The sequence below is a fragment of the Spirosoma panaciterrae DSM 21099 genome (assembly GCF_000374025.1).
GTDB classification, from domain to species: Bacteria; Bacteroidota; Bacteroidia; order Cytophagales; family Spirosomataceae; genus Spirosoma; species Spirosoma panaciterrae.
In genome coordinates, this window is record NZ_KB893194.1 from 57,801 (window position 1) to 83,544 (window position 25,744).

Here is a 25,744-nt window from a genome sequence, read left to right on the forward strand (position 1 = left end):
TCGCGTCCGTGCGGTTCAATGCAATGCTACTTAATAAACAACCACTTGTTGTAAAGAGCCTTTTGGGCGGGCGTTTGATTGGCTAAGGGTTCCAGGCGATAGCTAACCAGCGGATTTTGTGACAGGGTGATTGGGATTTCGCGCAGAAGCCCCGCCCGGTTTACAAGTACCTTGATGGTTTCGCCAACCCGACGGCCACTGATGTGCCGAAGCAGGTCATCCCCCACCCGAACACTGTCGATCGAGATTACCTCATCGCCAACATTGAGTCCGCCCGTATACGCTGCCGAACCGCGACGAACGCTTGTGATGGTCGATTTGCCATTGGCCGGGCTGACCCCTGCTCCCAGGAAGCCGTCCTGCGTTCGGGCCGCTACGTTCACTAACTGCAAGCCCACTGGCTCAAAATAAGCATTATAATTAATAGGCTCGGCCGTATTGACAGCTGTAGTAAAGAAATCATCGAGTTTACGACCCGCTATTTGCTCGGCCGCCTGGCGGAATTCAGCATCGGTGAAACCCCGCTTTTGCTTTTTATAGTACTCATTGTACAGGAACCGCATCAGGTCGTCCATGCTTCGTTCGCCATTACTACCTGCCAGAATCGCCAGATTCAGGATCGTTCCCAGCACACTGCCTTTACTGTAATAGGATATAGTCGTATTGGTCGAGTTTTCGTTGGGCCGATACCCTTTGATCCACGCATCCCAACTCGACTCAGCTACCGACTGCACCCGTACCCCCGGCTGATTTTCAATCACCGTTATATCATTCGACACAATGGACAGATACGCTTCTGGGGTGTGAAACCCTGCCCGACGTAAAATATTGTCTTCATAAAACGATGTACAACCCTCTGAAAGCCAGAGCATGTGCGTATAATTTTCGTTTTCGTAATCGAAGGGTCCCAGAGCAATCGGGCGAATGCGTTTAACATTCCAGAGGTGGAAATATTCGTGGGCTACCAGCGTCAAAAAGCCTTTGTAGTTCGATTCCGTGGCATACGCATTCCGGGTTGTTTCGAGCGTGGTCGAGTTAAGGTGTTCGAGCCCTCCTCCTCCCGGCGGAATATGATGAACGATAAAGGTGTAATGCGTGCACGGATGCTCACCAACTACCGTAGCGGCTGCCTCACAAACCCGCTTATAATCGGCCGCGAGTCGTTTTTCGTCGTATTCGACATCGCCAAACATCGCCACCGTATGCGGAATGCCTGAAGCGGTGAAGGTAAATATTTTCTGATTGCCAATTTCAATAGGCGAATCGACCAACCGATCGAAGTCGGGGGCCTCAAACGTAAACTTCTCGCCCGAAACAGGTTCAAGCCCCGTCGAGACCATTGTCCAGTTTTTGTACGGCTGCACAACCACCCGAAGTGGAATCGTCTTCAGGGCATCGTGGTACATGAACATCCCGGCTGGTGTGACGTATCCATGATCGGCATCGACAAAATTCGTCCGCACCGTTAGTTCGTTGGCATATACCCGGTAGCGAATGGTCAGGTTATCGTCGCTGGTGTATACCCGCCAGGCATTTTTACGGATTTTTTCGCTCGGCACGGCTTTTCCACCAGCCAAGGCTGTAAAGGCTTCAACGTTTTTGGCATATTCCCGGATCAGGTACGAACCCGGTGTCCAGACTGGCATTTTGATGTCGAGATAACCGTTTTTCTTAGCATTGGTGGCAGCCGCTACATTTTTCAGTTGCATTTCAACGTCGAAATAATGCGTTTGCGGTTCGGGCATGGAGAGCACGTAGGTTACACTCGGCGTTACGGCAGGGGGATTTTCATCGGATACGAATGTCGTGGCTGTTGATGATCGAGGGATAAAAAATGTCCAGATAGTAAGTAAATACAGAAGCCGGGCGTTTTTTTTCATACGGAAAGAGAGATACCTTCGTTTTTTGTCCAGAATAGACCTGATATTTGTCAATTTATCAGCGAAACTACGACGCAATTCAGACAATAAATAGTTTCCGAATTATTGTTTCAGGTACAAAGGGTCAAGTTGCCGCTGCCGGATCGTTCGATGCATGCGCCAAGCAGACCCCCGAAACCTGGAATCTGAACTTTACATTTTATTTATGCCCTACACAACCTCCCAAATCAGTCATCGCTTGCTTTTCCTACTGATCGTTGGGTTATTTAGTACACATATGGTGCTGGCCCAGCGAACCCAAAGCTATGCCGAACCTGATTATCATTTTCGGAACGGGCTTGAGCTTTTTGAGAAAGCCAATTATGCCGCTTCCCGCTACGAATTCCGTCAATACCTGGAACCCCGACGGAGCGACGGCTCGCAAACGCTGCTCAACACTGGCGATCAAAACGCCGTGGAAGCCGAGTATTACGTGGCCCTAACCAGTTTGTACATCGATGAGCCGGGGGCGGAACTGCTGGTAGACCGTTTCGTCAAAAATCATAGCGAACATCCCAAAGCCGGGCAGCTCTATGGCGATCTGGGGACCTATTACTTTAATCGTCAGGATTATGCCAAAGCCATCAGTTTTCTGGAAAAAGCGGTAGCCCAGGGCGGCAGTACTACCCAGCAAACAGCTTATAAATACCAGCTTGCCCTCTCTTATTACAACACGCAAGATTTACAACATGCGCTGCCGTTGCTCAATGAGGTCAAGCTCGACCCCAGCTTTGCCAACGCTCCAGCCGCTTCGTATTACGCTGGGGTAATTAATTTCCGCAATCGCAATTACAACGAAGCCGTATCCGATTTTCGCCGGATCGAGCGAAATCCCACGTATCAGAATGAGGTACCGAACTGGATTGCGCAATCCCTGTACAAACAACGTCGCTATGATGATCTGCTAGCTTATACCGAGCCCTTGCTCAAGCGATCCAATAATTCTCTGCTCAGTGAAGTGGCCCTGTTTACCGCTGAAGTGTTTTACCAGCAAAATCAGTTTGCCCGCGCCATTCCCTACTACAAACAGTACATTAGTGCTGTTGGGGCCAAAGCGCCAGCAGCGGTCAAGTTCCGGTATGGTCAATCCCTGTTCCGTACGGGCGCGTATGCCGATGCCATCACGCAATTGAAACCCCTGGCCAGTGGGAAGGACACGACTGCACAATATGCCGCTTACACCCTCGGGGTGAGCTATTTACAGACCCAGAACCCCACGTATGCCCTGAGTGCATTCGATCAGGCTGGGCGATTGTCGTTCAACAAAGATATTCAGGAAGAAGCCCGGTTTACACACGCCAAGTTGCAACTGGACCAAAACAACGGTGCCGACGCGGTAAAGGAACTGACAGCTTTCCTGAAGCAATACCCCGGTAGTAAATTTGAGAATGAAGCCAACGAACTGACCGGAGAAGCCTATTCTGCTTCGAACAACTACCCGGCAGCCATCGCTTATATCGAAGGCCTGAAACGCCGAACACCGAAGATCAACGCAACCTATCAGCGGCTGACCTATAACCAGGGCGTAAATGATTTTAATGCCGAACGGTATCCACAGGCGGTTGCGAATCTGGATAAGTCGCTGAAATACCCGGTCGATACTGAACTACAACAGGCCGCTCAATTCTGGAAAGCCGAATCCTACTCCGCAGGAAAGCAATACGATACCGCCATTCCGCTGTATGCCAGCATTGCAAAAGCTGGCTCGGGATCGTATGCGACCAAAAGTCTGTATGGATTGGGGTATGCGTACTACAATAAAAAAGATTATACCCGGGCCCTGCCCTACTTCCGGGATTTTGTGAGTCGTGGAAGCGATGCCGACAACCGCGAACAGGTACAGGATGCCACCATCCGACTGGCTGATACGTATTTTGCGGGTAAACAATACGAAAGTGCGATGCGCTATTATGAACAGGCTATCGCGCAAAATGCACCCGATAAAGACTATGCAGCCTACCAGAAAGCGGTTATCCTCAGCTATGTGGGTCGCGATGCCGAAGCCAAAGCGCAGTTCGATCAGGTACAACGCCAGTTTCCGAATTCACGATTTGTCGATGAGTCCTTATTGCAAAAAGCCAATGTTGATTTCGAACGGGGCGCCTACCAGGTTGCCATACAAGGCTATACCAAATTAATTCAGGATAAGCCCAACAGCTCGCTTATTCCGGCAGCTTTGCTAAAACGAGCCATCGCCTACGGGAACATTCAGCAATATGATCCAGCCATTGCCGATTACAAGCGGATTCTGGACAATTATGGGAATTCAGAACAGGCACAAAGTGCTTTACTGGGTATCCAGAATACCCTGAACGATGCGGGTCGGCCAGAAGAATTCTCCCAGGTGTTGGGTCAGTATAAAAAAGGAAATCCGGGCAGCAGCGATGTTGAACGGGTGCAATTCGAAAATGCCAAGGATATTTATGCCAGTGGAAAATACCAGCAGGCCATCCAGTCCCTTCTTTCGTTCATGCAGGAATACCCGGCCAGCCCCAGCACCAATGAAGCCCGGTATTACCTGGCCGAATCGTACCGACAGACGGATGATGCGAACAATGCACTCCGGTATTATAACCTGATCATCACCGACAATCGCTCCGATTACCTTGTTCGGGCAGCCACCCGAGCGGCCGACCTGGAAGCCAAACAGAAAAATTATCCCCGCGCCATTCGAAATTACCAGATCATTATGGCCCGAGCCAATGGAAAAGCCGACCAGGTTGCCGCCCAACTGGGTATGATGGATACGTATTTTGTTTATCCCAAACCCGATTCAGCCGCCATCATCGCCCGTGAGGTACTTACGGCTGGCAACGTGGTGCCGGGCGCACAAAACCGGGCGCAACTGATGCTGGGTAAAGTGGCCTTTGGAAAAGGGGATTATAAAACCGCACAGGCTGATTTTGAAAAAACCATTGCCCTGGCAAAGGATGTTAATGGCGCTGAAGCGCAGTATTATCTGGGGCTGATTCTGAACAAACAGAAAAAATACAAAGAATCAACGGCCACCCTATTGAAGTTTAATGAGCAATTCGGCGATTTCGAATACTGGAAAGGGAAAGCCTTCATTCTGATAGCCGACAACAATGTGGCGCTCGACGAGGTAGCCCAGGCCAAAGCTGTTTTGAATTCAATCATCGAAAATTCATCCGATCAAGCCATCATTACCGAAGCCAAACAAAAACTGGCGACCTTAGAAAAATAAAGAGTGAAAGAGTGAGAGAGTGAATGAGCAAACTAATCCCATAGGTTTCTTGCTTCGCTCTCTCACTCTTTCACTCTTTCGCGCTTTAATCTTATGCAAACACGAATCATACTTGCCCTAACCTGTCTTTCGACTGCACTTTTTGCCCAGCAGCCTAAGCCAACCCGCCCGACCAAAGAGGGCGAAATCGATAGTCAGGAAATCACGGTAGAGAAGAGCCGTAAAATTGAGCTTCCCCCTGCCAATCGGGTTTTTAACAAGATTCCATCGATAAAACCCTCAGCCGAACAACGGAAACTGACCTATGAATTTGAAGATAGAAAGCTAATTATTGGCGACCCGCGAATCAATCCGACTATTCTACCTCCGGCAACGGGTCAGGAAGACGATACGCCCGCTTATAGCAACTATGTAAAGCTAGGGGCCGGGAATTATAGCTCGTTTCTGGGCGAAGGATTCGTAGGCATCAATAATCTGTCGAATCTGGCATTGGAAGGCTCTATCCGGCACTTGTCGTCTGGGCTAGGGCCTGTCGATGGGAAAAATTCCTCCCAAAGCGATACGCGTGTACGGGTCACGGGTAAGTATTTGGCCGATGCCTTTAAACTACAGGCCGACCTCGGCTTCGACCGGAATGCGTATAATTTCTACGGATATAGCCGTGAATTCGCCACTCAGTCAAACTTCAATCCCGATCAGATCAAGCAGCGGCTCAATACGATCAACTTTAAGCTGGGTATCGAAAATGCCAACTCCGATAACGCCATCGACTACTCCCTGCGTACGGGTATCACTTCACTGCGCGACCGATTCAACGCATCCGAAACCGATTGGGGAACGAACCTGAATGCTTCGCTGGGCATCAGCGATAATGTATTTGCCCTGGTGTCTGCTGATGCGTACTTAACCCAGCGGTCGGATGGAAATATTGTCGATAACCGAAATCTGTTTCGGGTAAAGCCCACCTTTAAGTACACTTCCGATTTGCTTACGCTTACCGTGGGGATCAATGCCGTTAACCAGACCGATCAACGGCAGAACATAAACGATACCCGCGCTTTCCCGGTTGCCAATATCGATATTACTCCCGTAGGCAATATCCACATTTTCGGGGGGGTCGATGGCGATATCAACCGAAACACCCTTCGTTCGTTACTAACTGAGAATAAGTGGCTTGCTCCACAAGTCCTATTGGCTAACACTGTTAAGTCGCTGGATATTTACGGTGGGTCGAAAGGAACGCTGGGAGGAGGTTTCTCCTATGAAGGAAAAGTGTCATATGCCCGTTACCGGAACTTCTCGGCCTTTAACAATACTGCTCCCGACACCACCAAATTCTTCGTTCTTTACGATGGAGGCATCACCAATGTGCTTACGATTTCGGGGCAATTGGGGTATGCTTTGAAAGATAAGTTCCGCTCTACACTGAAAGCTGATTTTTTCAACTATGGTCTTGATCGGCTCGAAGCCGCCTGGGGTCGCCCGCGTACTACAGCCACCTGGACCAACTCGTATACCCTGAATAAAAAATTATTTGTCACGGCCGATTTGTACTTTTATGAGGGCATCCAGAATAAAAATATGGTATCTGGCGTCGCCTATACCTTAAAACCCATTTACGATGCGAACCTGAAAATTGACTATTTCCTAGGGAAGCAGGTGGCCGCGTTCGTTGCGTTAAATAACATCTTCGGTCAGAATTACCAACGGTATTTGTATTATCAAACGCAAGGGCTTAACTTTCTCGGAGGAATCAGCTATTCATTCTAATCTGACCTCTAACCAACAACTATGGCTTCCGTCAACGACTATCTGAAAAAGTTGCTGTATCAGTACGATTGCGTAGTTGTTCCTGAACTAGGCGCTTTTCTGACGCATTACCAGTCGGCAAGTTTTACGGAGGCTAACGGCTTGTATCTGCCCCCCCGCAAACGAGTGGCGTTCAACGAAGCGCTACGCCTGGACGATGGCATTCTGGCCAATTACATCATGCTGCATGAGCCTGTAACCCGTGAGGGTGCTCAACGGCACATCAGCTCATTTGTGGCCGAACTTCGGCAACAGGTCGAATCGACAGGTCGGTTTGAGTTAGAAGGCATTGGTACATTCACGTATAATGACGAAGGTCGCCTGCAATTTGGTCCCAGCTTGCGTCACAATTTTTTTGGTGAATCCTACGGCCTAAGCCCTGTATCCGTACAGGCGGTTTCGAAACAGGGCCAGCCTGAGCTACCGATCGAGGCTATTCCTGTGACGACAGCCCTTGGCCCCGTAAAAGTAGAGGAAGACGTTACGTTGACACCCTATCGGCCATCCCGTCCTTACTGGCGTGTAGCCGCTATTGCCTTACTGGTGGGATCATTGGGGGTATTCAGTTATTTTTCGGTGATTGAGCCAGGCCAACCCTTTCAAAGTAGCCTTGATCCAGCCAACCTATTGCGGTTCACGGCCTGGTTAGTTGATAAACCTGCCAGGACAACAGAAGCTCACAAAGCTGTCCCCGTCAAGAAAATAGCCCCTGCCCCAACAGCAGCAATGCCTGCAGATGCCCCTTCTGTTGAACCGGCACCTGCAGAACCGACACCCGTTCCGGCAAAAGAAGTATCGACGAAGCCTGTGACAGCGCCAGTCGAAAATAAAGCAAAAGCGATAGCTACTACACCAGAGCCCAAAACCATCGAAAAACGCGACGTATCTGTTGCATCACCAACTGTAAAACCACTCCGTACTGGCCCTCATTTTACAGTCATTGCGGGTGTTTTCCTCAGTAAGCAAAATGCCCTTCGCTTACGTCGGCAACTACGCAAAGCGGGGTACGAGGATGCCTTTATCATCATGCCGGAAGCTGGCGAAAAGGAACGGTACAAAGTAGCAGCGGCTGGCTCGGCCATTCGCTCGGAAGCCGTTGCCAAAATGGCTGCTATCGACTCCCTGGCCGGTACGGAATCCTGGATTCTAAAAAATTAATAAACTATCTCTATTAAAATAGATTAGCCAGCCTTGAAAAGCTGGCTATTTTTTTCAAATTAAACTAACTGTCAACATAAACAGCTAGCCAAAATATGAAAACGTATTTCATCCAGATGCACAACGAAGTAAAGAGATTTCTAAGCGATGCACTCGCTGGCCGAATTAAGGTAGATATTTCTTAATAGCAGTCACCGTTGTCACCACCAGCATAAATCCCTTAAAACAAAACGACCTCCGCTTTCGCAGAGGCCGTTTTGCAAAGCAAACAGGAAGTTTAGCCCAGGTAGGTTTTCAACGCCTTCGACCGTGAGGTATGGCGTAACCGACGAATGGCTTTTTCTTTTATTTGCCGAACCCGTTCACGGGTCAGGTTAAATTTCTCACCAATTTCTTCGAGGGTCATGGCATGCTCGCCGTTCAGCCCGAAATACAACGTGATCACATCTGCCTCGCGTTGAGTCAATGTCGAAAGCGCCCGTTGTACCTCTTTCCGAAGTGAATCGTTGATCAGGCCCGAATCTGGTTTGTCTTCACCATCGTTTTCGAGTACATCGAGCAGGCTGTTTTCTTCGCCCTGTACAAATGGTGCATCCATTGATACATGGCGACCCGAAATTTTCAGGGTGTCAACCACTTCAGCGGCCGATATTTCCAGAACAGCAGCCAGTTCTTCGGGCGAAGGCTCGCGCTCAAACTTCTGCTCCAGATCGGAGAACGTCTTCGAAATCTTGTTCAGCGAACCAACCCGATTTAGCGGCAGACGTACAATCCGTGACTGTTCGGCTAATGCCTGCAGAATTGACTGACGAATCCACCAAACGGCGTACGAAATAAATTTAAATCCACGGGTTTCATCGAAACGCTGGGCGGCTTTAATCAGACCCAGGTTACCTTCGTTAATCAAATCACCCAGCGAAAGCCCCTGATTCTGGTACTGTTTCGCTACGGATACCACAAAGCGTAAGTTCGCCTTCGTCAATCGTTCGAGAGAGAGTTGGTCTCCTTCCCGAATTTTTTGGGCCAGCGTTACTTCCTCGTCTGGTGTGAGTAGATCTACCTTACCAATCTCCTGCAAGTACTTGTCTAGCGACTGACTTTCACGGTTGGTAATCTGTTTTGAAATTTTTAGCTGTCTCATATTCTGTTTTCCCCGGCAGAGCGACTATATAACGCTTTATTTTGACGTTGAATTACACAAAAAAGTAACAATGACTTACGCATTTTTGTTCTCTGGCTTAGGCAGTAAAACTTTGCGCGACAAACGATATTTCCCCGTTTTTTTATCAATGTCAATCAATTTGACCGTTACTTCCTCGCCAACCTGCAAAACACCGTCCATAGACTCCAGTCGCTCCCACTTAATCTCGGAAATATGCAATAAGCCATCTTTGCCTGGCATAAATTCAATAAAGGCACCGAACGGCTGAATGGTTTTCACTTTGCCTACATAGGTTTCGCCTACTTCCGGTACAGCTACAATCCCTTTCACCCTCGACACGGCTTTGTCCATGCTTTCTTTGTTCGTCGCAAAGATGCTGACCCAACCCGCATTGTCATGTTCATCGATATTGACAATGGCCCCCGAATCTTTCTGGATATCCTGAACCACTTTACCGCCGGGCCCGATCACCGCACCAATCTGATTGGTATCGATCTTGATGACAACAGCGCGTGGTGCATGTGGTTTGAGATCGGGACGAACCTCGGCAATGCCTTTCTTCATTTCACCCAGAATATGCAGTCGCCCAGCCCGAGCCTGTTCCAGTGCCTGAGCCAATACTTCGTAAGAAAGGCCATCCACTTTCAGGTCCATCTGGCAAGCCACGATACCTTTTTCTGTTCCGGTTACTTTAAAGTCCATGTCGCCCAGGTGATCTTCATCCCCCAGAATATCGGACAATACCGCGTATTTCTCTCCGTCAGAAATCAACCCCATGGCAATACCGGCTACGGGCGCTTTGATTTTAACACCAGCATCCATTAAGGCCATCGTACCGGCACAAACCGTCGCCATCGACGACGATCCATTCGACTCCAGAATATCTGATACGATCCGGATGGTGTATGGATTTTCCTCTTCAGGAGGTAAAACTTTTTTCAGGGAACGATGAGCCAGGTTTCCGTGTCCGATCTCGCGTCGGCCAGCACCCCGGTTCGGCTTCACTTCGCCCGTTGAGAATCCAGGGAAGTTGTAATGCAACAGGAATTTCTCATACCCTTGAAACAAAGGCTGATCAACGATCTGCTCATCGGTTTTGGTACCCAGCGTAGCCGTAGTGAGCGACTGAGTTTCGCCACGGGTGAAGAGTGCAGAACCGTGGGGCCCTGGTAACAGCCCCGCTTCCGCCGAGATCGGACGGATTTCGTCTAATTTGCGACCATCCAGACGCACCCGCTCATCCAGAACCAAGCGACGGGAGGCTTCCCATTCCAGATCATGGATGTAGGTTTTGATGAGACTAACATTCACTTCCGAGCCTTCCGGAAACGAAGCAATGTATTCATCACGAATGGCTTTGAAGGCTTCGGAACGTCCTTTTTTGCTTGGATTCTGCTGACGGGCTACGGCATAGATTTTATCATACGTTGCGGTCCGTACAGCTGCCCGAAGTTCTTCGTCATGCGTTTCGTGGTTATATTCCCGCTTAACGGTTTTACCCACTTTCGCTTCCAGCTCTTTCTGTGCCTGGCACTGCACTTTGATGGCTTCGTGGGCTGCTTTCAACGCTTCCACAACCTCGGCTTCTGAGCACTCGCTCATTTCGCCTTCTACCATACAAATATCTTTCTCCGTAGCAGCGACAATAAGATCGATCGTAGCCCGATTCAGATCGGCCGTTTTGGGGTTGATCTGATACGTTCCATCAATTTTTGCCACCCGAACTTCAGAAATGGGTCCATTGAATGGAATGTCGGATACCGCCAGCGCAGAGGAAGCCGCCAGGGCTGCCAACGCATCCGGTTGCACTTCAGGATCGGCCGAAATCAGGGTAATCATTACCTGGGTATCGGCATGGTAATTATCTGGGAAGATAGGCCGCAGAGCCCGATCGACTAAACGACTAATCAGAATTTCGTAATCGCTTAATCGGCCCTCACGACGTTGAAAGCTTCCTGGAATCCGTCCAGCCGAAGCAAATTTCTCTTGATAATCAACAGATAAGGGGAGAAAATCAACGCCTTCTTTGGCTTCTTTACTCGATACAACTGTGGCTAACAGCATGGTGTCGCCCAGCCTGACAACCACCGCTCCGTCGGCCTGACGAGCCATTTTGCCGGTTTCGATGGTAATTTCCCGCCCGTCGGGCAGCGCAACGGATTGCGTGGTAATTTGAAACATACAACAGATTTTGAATACGTCCTCTACAGCTTTAAACCGCGTGGGATTCGACTAGTTAGCCGTAATCCCGAATTTATTTTATTTAATCGCAAAAAATTTCACCCTATTGGTGTAGAAACAACAAAAATGAGGGAATCTACTATAAGCAGATTCCCTTTTTTAACTAGAGCCCGATTACTTCCGTAATCCCAGCGCTGCCAGAATGGCCCGGTAGCGCATGATGTCTTTTTTCATGAGGTAGTTCAGCAACCGCCGACGCTTACCTACTAATTTTAAAAGACCCAGTTGGGTGCCATAATCGTGCTTGTGAACTTTCAGGTGCTCAGTTAAATGACTGATCCGATACGTGAACAGCGCGATCTGGGATTCGGCCGACCCGGTGTCCGTTGCACTTTTGGCATAGCCCGAGGTGGAGAAAATCTCCTGCTTTTTTTCGGTCGTTAGATACATCTTCAGACAGCTAAATGATGAAAAAATTATGAATTCGGGGGCAAAGATAGCAAAAAAATTCTATAATCCGTTGCCGTCAATCAATTGTTTATGGAATGCGTACAGAATAATCCTATTTAGGCCTAATTACTCACGGCTACGGTTTGTCGATTTCGAAAGGCCTCCCATTTGCGTTTTAACCGCTCCCAGGCAATTACGTAGACGTCTTTATCGAACAAACGGGAATCATGGCGGGCGCGCTGCATGAGCAATAACCCGATTGGAAACAGGACTATGTTAGCCATCCAGGCTCCTAAAGGCACCCAGAGCAGCCCATCTTTGGCATATTTATCGCCCGCAATGGTTAGCACATACAGGAAAATAAAAAAGACAATGGCGATCAGGACCGGAACCCCGAAGCCACCTTTTTTAATGATGGCTCCCATTGAAGCGCCAATGAGAAACATCACGAAGATCGAAATCGACTGCGTGAATTTGTGATGGGATTCCAATTGGTATTTCCAGACATTCTTCTCTTTTTCAGTCAGGTAGGTTACGTTAGACGTGGCATAGGACAGAATATTCTGGGCCGAGTTGAGCGCTAGCTGGGCTAATTCGGGTCTGGCAATCTGGTACTTTCTCAGGAGCGAGTCGACCCACTTCCCATCCATAACCTTCTTTTTGTGGACCGTCCCATCCGACTTGAACTGGTAGCTATAATACTGCCGGGATGTGCTGGCAACGTTCAGGCTGGTGCTTGTATAATCTTTCCGCAGCGAATCGGTCAGATCCGACAGTTCTTTGAGGTTTTTCATGTATTCATGATACTCAAACTGATTTTCGTCGGTCCGCTTAATTCCGAATGACTCCAGACTAATTACCAGCCGATAATCCTTAAAGCCATTCCGCATAAATTGCCCTCCTCGAACCAGCGACCCTCCACTGGCGTAACTTACCGTGCTATTATCCGAATATTCCTGATAATCGTTGCCATTGAACAGTTCAAAGACGAGGTATGTCCGATCCTTATCCGTATACATACGCCCCGAATCAGCCAGTATTATCTCACGGTTCCCCGATTCAAGCCCACTCATGGGATGTTTGTAAATGACTAATCCCTTCAACAAATCCCCATTCTGGCTTTCCTTAGCTCCTTTGATTTTATGATCAACTTTGATGCTGTATCCGGGAAGATCATTGTAAAATATTCCCTCTTTCAGATTCAGGGCAGCCTTCGCCGTTTTAATATCGTACAGCAAACTATAGCCTTTCAGGTTTGCCCAGGGCGATACCGAATTATTGAACCAGAATGAAAAAATACTAATCCCAATGGCAACGATCAGCAAAGGACGCATGGCCCTTGTCAGCGAAATACCGGCACTTTTCAGGGCTGTCAGTTCAAAGAACTCCCCTAAATTACCAAAGGTCATCAACGAGGAAAGCAATACGGCCAGGGGCAATGCTGTAGGGATTGTCAGCAAAGCAAAATAGAAGAGAAGTCGGACAAAGGTAGCCAGATCGAGGTCCTTTGAAACGAAGTCATCGATATAAAACATCAACAGCCGCATCAGGAAGATGAAGATGACGACGGCCAGGGTCAAAAAAAACGGCCCCCAAAATGAGCCGAGTATTAATTTATCAACCTTTTTCATTCTCTAAAATGCACCACGCCACGGGTGTTCCCTAATGAAAAATGGCAATGATTCAATTACTAGACGTAAAACACCCTATATATTGTTCATTTTCCATTAATCATTAACATAATTTAACTCCCAACAATTTCCCGCAGTTTTTCTAACAGCCCATCCCAAAGGTCTTTCAGTTCCTCCTCATCGGTTGTATTGGAATAGTCGGTAATGCGTAGAAATGTCGATTGGGTCAGTTCGCTCTGATCGACCCGGAAGTCTACGTAATTATTATCGGAGCCCTCGTCGTCTGTATCCAGAAACTCGAAGCGTACCCCCTTATTCTGCCGCATCGATACCTGTCTGGCTATATGGCTTTCGTTATCCCATTGGAAATCGAACCGTTGTTCAGGCATGGTATTGACTTTGGTAGCAAACCACTGCGACAGGCCAGACGCTGTGCTTATGTAAGGGAACAGCATTTTTGGGGAGGCCCGGAGTTCATACTCGGCGACGAATTTATATTTCTCCATAATTTTTTACCATAGAAAAGGGGTCGTTGGCAAAGGTAAACGATTTTTTTTGCGAAAGTCAACGTCCTTTTTTGCATTAAGTCAATTTTTCCCTACTTTTGTGGCATCAAATCCGGCGGGGTAGCTCAGATGGTTAGAGCGTAGGATTCATAACCCTAAGGTCGGCAGTTCGATCCTGCTCCCCGCTACAATACCAAGCTCTGCTTTGCCACTGGACCCGCCCGAAAGATGCGGGTCTTTTGCGTTAAAATACCACCCCAGTTCCCTCTCCGGCCTAATTAAAAAAAAAGCATTAGCCTTTGTTTACGGATGAAGACGTCTATTCAGGAACCATTTGTCCATAGGCTATTCACAGCCGTCGTCGATTATTTATCCCTTATTAATCCACCTTTTTAAGGGCTTTTTAACAAGATCAAAAAACTAGTTATCCCTAGCTTATTCAGGCACTAATGGATTTCTAATCAATTCTAAGGTTTTTCTAATTGGTTTAGCCACCGATGTGTATCGAACTTTGTATTGCCTTTTCCTATTGCTGGAAACAAGGAAAGTCGACAAGGTTTATCATGCATAAAAGTCGATAATCCATGATGGATTCATGCAGATAGCCATTTGTCACTAGCAAGTGGCTATTTTTCCTCCTGGCTACCTACAAGCCGGAACAGGCTATAGCGCGTAGAAGCCTCTATAATCACCCTATGGAATTATACTATTCATTTTCAATACTCATTGTCCTTGCCGCTATTTTCGCTTATGTAAACGAGCGCTTTCTAAAATTACCGTCGACCATCGGCATTATGCTGATGGCTATGCTTGTCTCGATAGGTTTAGTTATTACTGGTAATTTATTCCCCAAACTTTTTGAAAGCTTCTCCCGGTTTATCGCGAATCTCGACTTTACCCAGATACTGATGGGAGCAATGCTTAATTTCCTGCTTTTTGCCGGAGCGATCCATGTTCGCCTGAAAGATTTACGAGAACAGCGTGCACCAATTATCGTTTTCTCAACAATCAGTGTGCTCATCTCTACATTCATCGTCGGTCTACTGGTCTATAATACGCTTCCACTCTTTCGACTCAATATTCCTCTCATCCAATGCCTGGTTTTTGGTGCTTTAATTTCGCCAACCGATCCTATTGCCGTGCTGGGGATTCTAAAAAAGGCAGGGGTTAACAAAGCTCTGGAAACTAAAGTAGCCGGGGAGTCTTTGTTTAACGATGGGGTGGCAGTCGTTGTATTTGTCGTTCTGTTGGAGTTAGCCAAAGGCTCTGCTATTGATTTATCATTCACGCATATCACCTGGCTGCTCATTAAAGAAGCGCTTGGAGGCTTTGGCATGGGCCTGCTATTGGGGTTTGTTGGCTCACGGGCAATGCAGCGAATCGATAGTACGAATGTGTCTACACTGATTACGCTGGCTGTTGTTATGGGAGGATACCTGATCGCCCAGGCTATGCACATTTCGGGACCACTGACGATGGTTGCCGCTGGCTTGATTGTCGGTAATTATGGGAAAGCGACCCGAATTTCGGTGATCACCCGCGATTACCTGGATAAGTTCTGGGAACTCATCGATGAAATCCTGAATGCCATCCTTTTTCTGATCATAGGCTTTGAGTTGTTGCTGATTCCTCATATCACCCGGTATTGGCTAATTGGACTGATCAGTATCGCCATTGTGCTGGTAGCCCGGTTTCTTTCGATATGGATACCTACCCTGTTTATTCCGTTCAAAACAAAATTTGACCGACAGACGCTCACCATTCTGGTTTGGGGAGGTTTGCGGGGCGGAGTATCGGTTGCGCTGGCCCTTTCGATCGATGAAGAACTCAACAAAAATTTATTTCTGGCCATAACCTATTTCATTGTGGTTTTTTCCATCGTAATCCAGGGCCTAACGGTGGGCAAGTTGACGAAACCCAGGAAATCACGCGAACGAAGCGACGCCTTGAACGAATCGATGGGCTAGGTAAGTTTTCTAATTGACCGTTTTCTAAACGTATACTATCAAGGTTCGTTTACTCATATCCTGACATCTACCCATGAGTTACTGTATACAGTGACCTAATTGGTCATCATCTCCACTTACCTACTTGCGCTGCCAGTGCGATTAAACTTTCTTTTTGACTATCGGTTTTGGTATTACAGCGTATAACGCATCGCTTGCGAAGAATTAACCTGTAACCGATTTTATTCTGTATGACGCAGTCAATCAAAGCCCTGGGAACAGACCTTTCTCAACCGTCTCCGCTAGCTCCGATAGCAGCTTACCTACTCGCCAAACGGGAAGTTATCTTTAATACCTGGAGGATGCGCATTGAAAACGATCGTCTGGCACTACCTACGGCAGCCACGCTGGCCCGCGACGAGTTCAACGATCAGATCCCCCTGATTCTTGATGCGCTGGATTGCCGACTACTGGGGCGGCCTGAAGTATCATCTCCCTTTGAGAAAGCTAAAGAGCATGGATTGCATCGGTGGCAAAAAGGGTATACCCTTACCGAACTTCTACAAGAACTGGCGCATCTGCACCAACTTTTGGGCCATGAGCTGGAATCATTCGCTTCGACTCATTCAACGCTCTCTCCCATCGACCTGGCACAGGCCTTCGGGCATATCAATACACTCATGCTGGAAGTGATTCAGGGAAGTACCGTCCAGTTTGATGAATTACAAAAGCAGGAAGCGGCCCAGCGAGCCGCTAAGCTTCAACAGGCGTTAGCATCACTCAATGAATTGAGTCAGCAGAGAGGGGAATTGTTACGAACTGCCACCCATGACCTTCGTAGTTATTATGGTCTGATTCGTAATGCAGCCTGGCTCCTCGATCAGCCCGGAACGAAAGAGGAACAAGCTCAATGGCGAAGTATGTGGCAACGAAACCTGGACAATGCCGCAACTTTACTGACGGAGCTAATGGATCTGGCCCGTCTGGAAGCTGGCCAGGAGACGCTACAGCTCGAATCATTCGATGCGGGTGAATTGCTGCGTCAGATTGCGCAGAGTATACAGCCCGTTGTACAGCAGCAACATGTCAATCTGGAATGGGCAGGGCCTGACACGCTGTTGGTGGAAGGCGATAAAATAAAAGTTCAGCGTATGGTTTATAACCTGCTCATCAATGCCCTTCGCCATACACCATCGGGCTTGATAACCCTTAGCTGGAGCCGGGAAGACAACTTCCGCTGGATCATCAGTGTACAGGACACTGGACCGGGCCTGCCCCCTGATGTAGTTCAGGAGCTGGGACAGTATCTGCTGCCCACCGCCGACTCTACGGCTGTTTTTCAGCGTCCGTCATCGGATGGCACGTTTCGCGAAACCAAACAGGCACAATCAACTTCCTATGCCCAATCGAAAGGCGAAGGTATTGGACTGATGATTGTTAAGCGTCTCTGCGAACTAACACATGCAACGATGGACATTGAAACCAGACCTTCGGTTGGTACGGTCTTTCGGATTGTTTTTCCAATGCATTATTCCAATAACCTGTGATTCCACTTTAAAACCGCTCCCGCTTCAACCCATTTATGTAGGAACGGGAGCGGTTTTCGTTTACTGCACAACGACCGTAAAATCCGTATCCAGATCGGACGTTCCGGGTGTTGCCTGCCCATTTTTTGCGTTGGGCTGATGACGTAATACAACTTTAAGTTTGCCGGTGCCTGCTGCTCCGGTTTTGATCTCTGTGGTCAGGCCAATGGGGTAAGGCCCTGGTGCCGGGTTCGTATCTTTATCCGTTAGGGTAACGGTGAGCAGAGTGGAGGGTGTTGGCGTATAGACGAATAAATGCTCGTTGGCCTTTTCCTTAATTTCGGCTGTAGCATCCAGGGTTGGGGTCTTGGTTTTATCCAGTAAGGTGATGACCCCTGTGTAGGTCGTGTTTGCTTTCAGGTTTAGTGTCGCCTTGCTAAAGTCTGCGGTGGTGTTCAGATTTTCAATAGTGGCTGTAACGACCTCACTTTGATTGGCTTTGTTTGTCAAGGTGAGTGTAGCGGTGGTAATCGCTTCATTGTCGTCGGTTGGAGTCACATTCTGCTCGCCATTGTTACACGCAACAGTAAGCAATAGCGTAGCGAAAACGCTGACAGCTAGGGCATTAATTCGTTTCATAATCAGGAGATATTAGAGATAAAAACAGGTTGTATTCACTGGTTAGACCCCCTTACCGACCGAAAAAGGGAGCTTGATTCTGAGCATAAAGGATCGGCCGGGCTCGTCGGCGAAATAGCGGAAACGGTTCAGGTAATCCCGGTAAACTGTGTTAGCCAGATTCGTTCCGCTCAAGCTCATATGCATAGGCTGCGAGCCTACCTGTACCGTACATCCCAGCTCGGCACCGAGCAGAAAATAGGCGGGTGGCGGAGCCGCAAAATCACCCGTAAAAATGATTTGCCCATTTTCCTGACGAGTCGTCACCGCAGGTGCCCGATTCTGTCGGGCCACATATAACCCACTCATTGACAGGTACAGATTCGACAATTTCCCCCACTTGGCCCAGTCGTACCGCAGGCTATTGTCGGATCGGTTAGGGGGAATAAATACCAGGTAAGCATGGTCGGTCTGATTAAACGCAAACAGCAGTGCGTTTTTGGTGGTAAGCGCCAGGTGATCCGTCAGTTTATAGGTCAGGGTGGCATCTATTCCCCGGAAAGTAGCCCGTACCTGGGTGTAGGTGTAAGCAGGAAACGCGCCACGCTGCCGAATGACCGGTACCGAATCGGGTTTTAAGTAGATGTAATTATTAATCAGGTTGTTGTACACACCGATTTCGCCACTCAATCGTTTTCCTGCGTAGGCTAATACCAGATTTCCATTCAGGGCCTGCTCTGGCTGTAAGTTCGGATTTCCCCGTTCATAAGCTACTGCGCTCTGGTGCAGGCCGTTGGAATACAAATCGGCTACATTGGGGGCCCGCCAGGCTGTGCTTACCGTAGTCGTCAGCGTCAGATCGGGGCTTAGCTGGTAGGCTACCCCCAGCGACCCATTAGCATTCTGCCAGCTATGCGTTTTGAAGTAGGTTTGTTTGGTTACCTCGTCCAGAAAATAAGCCCGCAACCACCGATAATCGTACCGCAATCCGGCTTCCAGTGTCCAGCGATTTACAGCATACCGTTCGATGGCAAACAGTCCGGCTCCGTAATTCCGAAAATTTGGAATCAAGAACAGATACTGGCGTATGTTGCCCTGTGTCAGCCCGTTAAAACCTACACTACCCGACCACTGCCCCCCTGCTTTGCTCCGAATGGGTGCGTGCTCCCACACCAGATCGACCGTTTGCGATATCAATTTCAGGTACAGTTCGGGGTTGAGGGCTCCGCTGAACGATATAAAATCATACTCCCGACGCTGGTTCTGTTGCCAGGCATAGGTAGCTGTGAGTTCGCCCCCTCGCCCTGTATGCCAGTAGGCCCTGATTTTGAGTAAATCATGCTGCACATCCTGATAGGGTCGGCCTAGTTTATACGAAAAACCCGGTTGTACCAACGGTTCTGGCCGTTCGATGGCGGCATACAGATCGGCAAGGCTACTCACCTGTGCCCCCGTAAACAACCCTATTTTAGTATCGAACTGACTATAAAATAGTTCTGCTCCCCATCGCTTATGGTCGTAATGCAGATCGCCCGAAAAGTTGGTTTCGTGATAGCTGGTATTTTGCAGGTAATAGTTGGGGGTTCGTACATAGCCCGATCGTTTGAGCGTACCCTGTAGCCGCCAGCTTAATCCCGCCAGTTTGTTAGCAAAAGCGCCTTCGATCATGCCCGATGCCACCCCTAATCCACCATTGGAAGCGCCAACTACGTTGACCTCACCCCCTATTCCGGGTTGAGTAGGCATTGATTTCGGCTCTACCAGAATGACTCCGCCAATCGCATCGGAACCGTAGCGAATACTGGCCGCCCCTTTGATCACCGTGAGCCGAGAAGCCAGGAATTGATCTACCTGGGGAGCATGTTCGGTACCCCACTGCTGATCCTCCTGCCGAATGCCGTTGTTCAGAATGATAATTCGGTTGCTGTATAAGCCATGAATCACCGGCTTGGAAATGCTCGGCCCCGTTTGAATGGAATATAATCCGGTTATGGCCTTCAGGCTCTCTCCCAGCGACTGCCCTCGTGTTTGGTCAAGTGCTTCACCCGACAGGCTATTCTGCACTTGTAACAACTGCTGGGCCTCCGAACGATGTTCGGCCACCACAACCTCCTGCAACGTTTGACTATCGGGCACTAACTGAACAGGCTTGAGAACCAAAGCCGAATCGCCAGGAATTGTTACCGGAACGGAGAACGGCTTGTACCCAACGTATTGATAAACGAATGTGTAACGACCCGCACATAACTTTTCCAGTCGAAAATAGCCAGCCGAGTCGGCTACAGCTCCAGTCGCCAGTTCACGTACATAGACGGTGGCACCAGGCAGCGGCTCCCCAGGGTCATTCGAAAGAATCCTCCCCTGTACACTTCCAGAACAAGCGATGGTCTGGGACCAAACGAATCCGTTTATCCCCATGAGCAACCCAACCAACAAACTTATTCCCCAATAACGTTGCATCCTACAATCCTGATAAGCTGGTTACCGAACTAGGCCGCAATTTATGCAACGTTGTTGCAAATAAAAAATTTGGGCTCAGAAATAGCGATATTTTAATCGTAACCAGTCTATTTTCTTTCTGACCGACCACCAATTCATAAACTCAAAAAGCCACTCCGAAAATCGGGGCGGCTTTGTCCAGTAAAGGGAACGGATTCATCGCGCACTGGAGTAGCGCGGTTAAGCATCCATTCCGTTGATCAGAAATTGCGGGGTATCAACCGCTTTCTATACACCTAATGCAGAATATCGAACACCAACTCCCGAAGTATATCCCGTTCGCTCATGGTGGGTGCGTCAATCCCCTTGCTTTGCCCATCAGCCCGGCGAATAGCGTGGATAATAGACGCCACCTTGGTCAATGGAAACGAACGAGCCGCTGTCTGGTAATCTTTTACGAAGAATGGATTCACGCCTAGCAACGATGCCAACCCCTTATCGGTCTGATCTTTCGAGGCCTGTACCACCAGCACTTTACTAAAATAGCCGAACAACTGTGCCAGAATTACCACCAGGGGATTGTCTTTAGGATTCTGGCCGAAATAATCGACGATCTGATTAGCCTTTACCACATCACGCTGAGCAAGGGCTTTCTGAAGCTCAAAGACGTTGTATTCCTTACTGATTCCCACCAGACGTTCGACCGTTGCGGCCGAAATTTCTTCGCCTACGTGGAGGTTGATCAACATCTTATCGATTTCTCCCGCCAGCCGTTTCAGGTCATTGCCAATATGGTCGGCCAGCAACTGGCAGGCTTTGGGGCTAACCTTTGTGCCCTGTTCGCGGCAATATTCGCCGACCCAATCGGGCACTTTATTGTCGTATAACTTCTTAACCCCCAGCAGTTTCCCTTTCGACCCAAACGCTTTTACCCACGACTTTCGCTCATCGAGGCCGGGCTTACCATCTTCTTTTACATAACAGAGCATCAGAATGGTACTCGACAATGGATTGAGGGCATAATCTTCGAGTAGTGTCTGTGCCGATTTATCCCCCAGCCCAGTCAGTTGCTGGGCCTCTTTGACGAGTACTAACTGGCGTTCGGCCATAAACGGGTACCGTCGGGCATAATTCAGGACAGCGCCTACATCGGTATCTTTACCAAAGAGCACAAACTGATTAAATCCTCGTTCGGCAACCGGAACGGCCACTTTTTCCAGTTCGTCGGCAATTCGGTCAATATAATACGGTTCATCCCCATGTATGAGATAAACCGGGGCAATTCGCTTGTTGCGGATGTCTTTTAACAGGGTATCTACGGCAGCAATCAATCGGTTCTAAACGTTAGGGTTCGCGGTTCATTCGTCCCACAGGCAGCAGGCCAGCCGACAAAAATACGGGTTTAGCTCGGTAACCGATATGCTTGACCCACCGAATAATTGGTCGATGCGTGCAAACAGCCTGGTCTGCATTGATAACCAGGCAAGCCCTTTTCCAAACCGCTCACCGACGAATCAATACCCCCGGATAAACCCCGGTGCTTTTCTGATCTTTGTAAACCAGTTGGCCAGCTACCCAAACCGCTTCTATACCCGTCGACAGCGCTTTGTTATCGCCAATTCGGGCGTTATCCTGCACCGTATCTGGATTCAGCAAAACCAGATCGGCATAATAGCCAGGGGCCACCACACCCCGGTTTTTGATCCCAAGATGTTCGGCAGTCAGGCTGGTCATTTTCTGAATGGCCGTTTCGAGGGGTAGTAGCTTTTGTTCGCGAACGTAACGGCCCAGCACCCGCGTAAAAGCCCCATAGCCGCGTGGATGCCCGTCGTTGGCGCCGTCTGAACAGATATTGGTATGTGGCCAGGCCAAAAAGCGTTTCACATCCACATCGTCCATCGACTTGCCCATAATGCCTTCAATCCCGCCAGCGTCAGGATTCTTCTCCGAATAAGCGGCTGCTTCAGCCACTAACCCCATCAGGGTTTGGGCTGGGCTTTGCTGCCGTAGCTGGGCCACTTCCCCAACGGTTTTTCCGGCATAGGCTGGATTGGCGGCAAACCGGACCAGCACCGACTGCGCCGGATCGAACAGTTGATTAACGGCAAACTCCGCACTGGTCAGGTTGGTATAATCGCGCTTGGGGAAAAGTACCCGTAAGGTCGACATCCAGTAGTCGTATGGGTAACAATCGGCGGTAATGTTGACCCCTTCCGCCCGCGCCCGTTCGAGCTGAGCCAGGATGCGCGTCGATTGCCCCCAGTGGTTACGGAGTGCAATTTTCAGGTGCGAAATCTGAACCGGCATTTTCGTGGCGCGGCCAATCTCGATTATTTCGTCTACGGCATCGTCCATCATCGCATCTTCACTCCGTATGTGACTGATATACCGCCCTCCGGAATCAGCCGCAACCTGCGCCAGTTGAATCACTTCGTCCCGATTCGAGAAAAACGCGGCTTCGTATTCGAGCCCCGTCGATAATCCCAGCGAACCCTGGCTCATCTCGGTTTGTAACAGGGCTTTCATCCGGTCAACTTCATCGGCTTTAGCCGTTCTGTAGAGGCCATTGACGCCCATAACGTGCTGCCGTATCAGGGCATGACCCGTGTAACTGGCCACATTGATCGCAGCGGGCTGGCGTTTCATTCGGGCCTGTAAGGTATCCATTCGGTAGCCGCCCCCATCCTGTCCGATTACGATGGTGGTAATCCCCTGATTTAAGGCCGGAATGGCATCTGGTTTGGTGCTGATATCATGATGGCTATGACTATCGATAAAGCCGGGGGCCAATACCCTGCCTTGCCCGTCCGTAACGGTTTCGTTCGGAAACGCGCTCAACTCGCCTACTTCCCAGATGCGATCAGCCCGCATCCGAACAGACGCCACGCGGGCAGGGGTACCTGTTCCATCAACTAATCGGACGTTCGTAATCAGATGGGTTTGGGGCAGTTTGATCGGTTTACCTTCCAGAATCTCCCTGACTATGCGCCCGGCAGCATTGCCCCCATTGGTCAGAACAACTACCGTTTGTTTACTGGTAACGTAACGCAGAATTAGTGTTCGAAAGCCGACCCAGCTCCCCGTATGCATCAGTACGTTTCCATTGTCTTCAATCATCCAGCCAAAACCGTATGGATAGGCAGTTCCATCATTCAGCTTGACGGGGGTAAAGGCCTCCTGTAAGGTAGCCGCTTTAACCAGCTTTTCACTGGAAAGCGCCTGGCTCCAGACCAGCAAATCCTCGGCCGATGCATATACATTCCCATCGCCCACAACGCCATCCAGCCGGATCAGATCGTCCGGTACGTTCCGGCCGTTTTCCCGCCGAAAGCCGTAAACCCGATGGCGGGGAATGGTGCTGCTCTTGTGGTAGTAGATGTACGTGTTTTTGAGCTTGAGCGGCCGGACAATATTCTGGTCGAAAAAGGTTTCGATGGGCATGCCACTCACTTTAGCCACAATCGACCCCAGCAGTACATAGCCCGTGTTGCAGTATTCCCAACGGTCGCCGGGCTGAAACACCAGTGGGGGCTGGTATTGATGCAGCAACTGAATCAGTCTGTCGTTGGTCAGCGTATCGAGCGGGCCGAGGTATTTTTGCGCCAGATCGAAGTATTCGGGCAGCCCGGAAGTATGGTTCAGCAAATCGCGAACCGAAATCCCCGAATACGGAAAATCGGGTAGATACGTCTGAACACTTTCATCATACGTAAGTTGACCCCGTTCCTGCAACTGCATGACCATCATGGCTATAAATTGCTTTGAAACTGAAGCCAGGTTGAAAGCGGAACTGGTCGTAAGTGGTTCAGACGTTTCGCTGTTTGCCACGCCAAGCACTTTTCTGAAGCGGACTTTCCCCTGTTCGGCCACCATCACCACCCCATTGAATTGGGCCTGATCGTGGAGTAGGGTTAAGGTAGAGTCAAGCGTTTTCAATCGGCTGGTGGGTAGTGAGGTCGTTTTTTGAGCCAGACCCGAACCGGATACTAAGGCAATCAGAGGAAGTAGGCAGAAACGGTAGAATGAACGCATAAGCTATTTGACGAAGAAGTAGGCCAATATAATCGCACGCGTGCAATATATTTGGCAACGGATACGATTAGGTTTCTAAAAGTTTGTTAATTTCTTTATGAACAATCGAGCTATACTGCTCACGGATGGATTACTGAGTACCCCTAATGCCAAAACGGCTCATGGTTTAATTCGCGGAACCGAACGGTACACCGTCGTTGGTGTGGTCGATGCCCCAACGGCTGGACAGGATGCTGGGATGGTACTGGACGGCCAACCGCGCAACCTACCCGTATTTGCCTCCGTCGATGAGGCTTTAACTCAGCTTGCGCCGTTAACCTACGCCATCGTTGCCATTGCTACCAATGGCGGTATATTACCAACGTCCATGCTCGACGACATTACGCGTTGCCTGGAACGAGGCCTCTCGATAGTCAATGGATTGCATGAGTTTCTGAACGACAAACCCGAACTCGTTGCCCTGGCGAAGCAACAGGGCGTTGAACTGATTGATGTTCGTCGGCCTAAACCCCGAACCGAACTCCATTTCTGGACCGGAGCGGTACGGCAAATTACATCGCCCATCATAGCCGTTATGGGCACCGACTGTGCCCTCGGTAAGCGAACCACCGCCCGACTCATCCGAGAAGCCTGTGGACGGTATGGTTTAAACGCTCAAATGATTTATACAGGGCAGACGGGTTGGCTACAGGGCGGTAACTACGGCTTTGTTTTCGATTCCACACTGAATGATTTTGTGTCGGGTGAGCTGGAACATGCGTTGGTATCGTGCTGGCGCGAGACCGGAGCCGATGTGCTGCTGATCGAAGGGCAGGCAGCCCTCCGAAACCCGAGCGGCCCCTGTGGTTCGGAGTTTCTGGTGTCGGGCAATGCGCGGTATGTGGTCCTTGTGCATGCCCCAAAACGTACGTACTATGACCACGACCCGGCCTGGGGTGAAATTCCTTCCATCGAATCGGAAATTGCTCTCATTCGTGCCTATGGTTCGACGGTAATTGCCGTGGCCCTGAATACAGAAGACTGCACAACCGATGAGGCTTACCAGTTTCAGAAAGCGTATCGCGAACGACTGGGCATACCGATTTTACTGCCGTTGCAGGATGGCGTCGATGCCATCATCCCCGTATTAAAATCCTTGTAAATAATCGTATCCAACTAAACC

Annotated in this window: 16 protein-coding genes and 1 tRNA gene; 7 read left to right on the forward strand and 10 right to left on the reverse strand. The window is 49.3% G+C overall.

Annotated elements, in window-relative coordinates:
- Positions 1–26 precede the first annotated feature (26 nt).
- The gene (locus B153_RS0120700) at positions 27–1,880 is read right to left on the reverse strand and encodes a M61 family metallopeptidase (RefSeq protein ID WP_020598658.1); all 1,854 of its coding nucleotides are present in this window, start codon (positions 1,878–1,880) and stop codon (positions 27–29) included.
- 205 nt (positions 1,881–2,085) lie between these two features.
- On the opposite strand from B153_RS0120700, the gene B153_RS0120705 reads away from it, so the two are divergent.
- The 3 genes from B153_RS0120705 (at position 2,086) to B153_RS0120715 (ending at position 8,091) form a co-directional block, all read left to right on the forward strand.
- Entirely contained in the window at positions 2,086–5,124 is a 3,039-nt protein-coding gene (locus B153_RS0120705; protein WP_026262324.1) for a tetratricopeptide repeat protein, read from the forward strand.
- Between the two features lie 93 nt (positions 5,125–5,217).
- Complete coding sequence (locus tag B153_RS0120710) at positions 5,218–6,894, forward strand: TonB-dependent receptor (protein ID WP_020598660.1); 1,677 nt, start codon at positions 5,218–5,220, stop codon at positions 6,892–6,894.
- 21 nt (positions 6,895–6,915) lie between these two features.
- Positions 6,916–8,091, forward strand: a complete 1,176-nt coding sequence (locus B153_RS0120715) for an HU domain-containing protein (RefSeq protein ID WP_020598661.1) — start codon at positions 6,916–6,918, stop codon at positions 8,089–8,091.
- 277 nt (positions 8,092–8,368) lie between these two features.
- Here the strand turns inward: B153_RS0120715 and B153_RS0120720 are convergent, their stop codons facing one another.
- The 5 genes from B153_RS0120720 to B153_RS0120740 all read right to left on the reverse strand — a co-directional run bounded on the left by B153_RS0120720 (position 8,369) and on the right by B153_RS0120740 (position 14,021).
- Positions 8,369–9,232, reverse strand: a complete 864-nt coding sequence (locus tag B153_RS0120720) for a sigma-70 family RNA polymerase sigma factor (RefSeq protein ID WP_009282104.1) — start codon at positions 9,230–9,232, stop codon at positions 8,369–8,371.
- A gap of 75 nt (positions 9,233–9,307) precedes the next feature.
- On the reverse strand, positions 9,308–11,434 hold the full coding sequence (locus B153_RS0120725) for a polyribonucleotide nucleotidyltransferase (protein ID WP_020598662.1): 2,127 nt from the start codon (positions 11,432–11,434) through the stop codon (positions 9,308–9,310).
- A gap of 174 nt (positions 11,435–11,608) precedes the next feature.
- Positions 11,609–11,884, reverse strand: a complete 276-nt coding sequence (gene rpsO, locus B153_RS0120730) for a 30S ribosomal protein S15 (protein WP_020598663.1) — start codon at positions 11,882–11,884, stop codon at positions 11,609–11,611.
- A gap of 122 nt (positions 11,885–12,006) precedes the next feature.
- A complete protein-coding gene (locus B153_RS0120735) occupies positions 12,007–13,515 on the reverse strand; it encodes an LptF/LptG family permease (RefSeq protein WP_020598664.1) in 1,509 nt (502 codons plus the stop codon).
- Positions 13,516–13,628: 113 nt separating this feature from the next.
- On the reverse strand, positions 13,629–14,021 hold the full coding sequence (locus tag B153_RS0120740; protein WP_020598665.1) for an START-like domain-containing protein: 393 nt from the start codon (positions 14,019–14,021) through the stop codon (positions 13,629–13,631).
- 114 nt (positions 14,022–14,135) lie between these two features.
- On the opposite strand from B153_RS0120740, the gene B153_RS0120745 reads away from it, so the two are divergent.
- From B153_RS0120745 to B153_RS0120755, 3 genes are all read left to right on the forward strand, one after another.
- A tRNA-Met gene (locus tag B153_RS0120745) sits at positions 14,136–14,209 on the forward strand.
- A gap of 507 nt (positions 14,210–14,716) precedes the next feature.
- Positions 14,717–15,988 carry a cation:proton antiporter gene (locus B153_RS0120750; RefSeq protein WP_020598666.1) on the forward strand — a complete coding sequence of 424 codons (1,272 nt, stop codon included), beginning with the start codon at positions 14,717–14,719 and terminating at the stop codon, positions 15,986–15,988.
- Positions 15,989–16,218: 230 nt separating this feature from the next.
- Entirely contained in the window at positions 16,219–17,514 is a 1,296-nt protein-coding gene (locus B153_RS0120755) for a sensor histidine kinase (protein ID WP_063672841.1), read from the forward strand.
- Positions 17,515–17,574: 60 nt separating this feature from the next.
- Here the strand turns inward: B153_RS0120755 and B153_RS0120760 are convergent, their stop codons facing one another.
- From B153_RS0120760 to B153_RS0120775, 4 genes are all read right to left on the reverse strand, one after another.
- On the reverse strand, positions 17,575–18,132 hold the full coding sequence (locus tag B153_RS0120760) for a hypothetical protein (protein ID WP_020598668.1): 558 nt from the start codon (positions 18,130–18,132) through the stop codon (positions 17,575–17,577).
- Between the two features lie 42 nt (positions 18,133–18,174).
- Positions 18,175–20,571 carry a TonB-dependent receptor gene (locus B153_RS0120765; protein WP_020598669.1) on the reverse strand — a complete coding sequence of 799 codons (2,397 nt, stop codon included), beginning with the start codon at positions 20,569–20,571 and terminating at the stop codon, positions 18,175–18,177.
- A 275-nt stretch (positions 20,572–20,846) separates the two neighbouring features.
- Positions 20,847–21,881, reverse strand: a complete 1,035-nt coding sequence (gene holA / locus B153_RS0120770) for a DNA polymerase III subunit delta (RefSeq protein WP_020598670.1) — start codon at positions 21,879–21,881, stop codon at positions 20,847–20,849.
- A gap of 172 nt (positions 21,882–22,053) precedes the next feature.
- Positions 22,054–24,582, reverse strand: a complete 2,529-nt coding sequence (locus B153_RS0120775; protein ID WP_020598671.1) for a serine hydrolase — start codon at positions 24,580–24,582, stop codon at positions 22,054–22,056.
- Positions 24,583–24,679: 97 nt separating this feature from the next.
- On the opposite strand from B153_RS0120775, the gene B153_RS0120780 reads away from it, so the two are divergent.
- Positions 24,680–25,723: an N-acetyltransferase DgcN family protein gene (locus tag B153_RS0120780; RefSeq protein WP_020598672.1), complete on the forward strand. Its 1,044-nt coding sequence runs from the start codon at positions 24,680–24,682 to the stop codon at positions 25,721–25,723.
- The last annotated feature ends 21 nt before the right edge of the window (positions 25,724–25,744 follow it).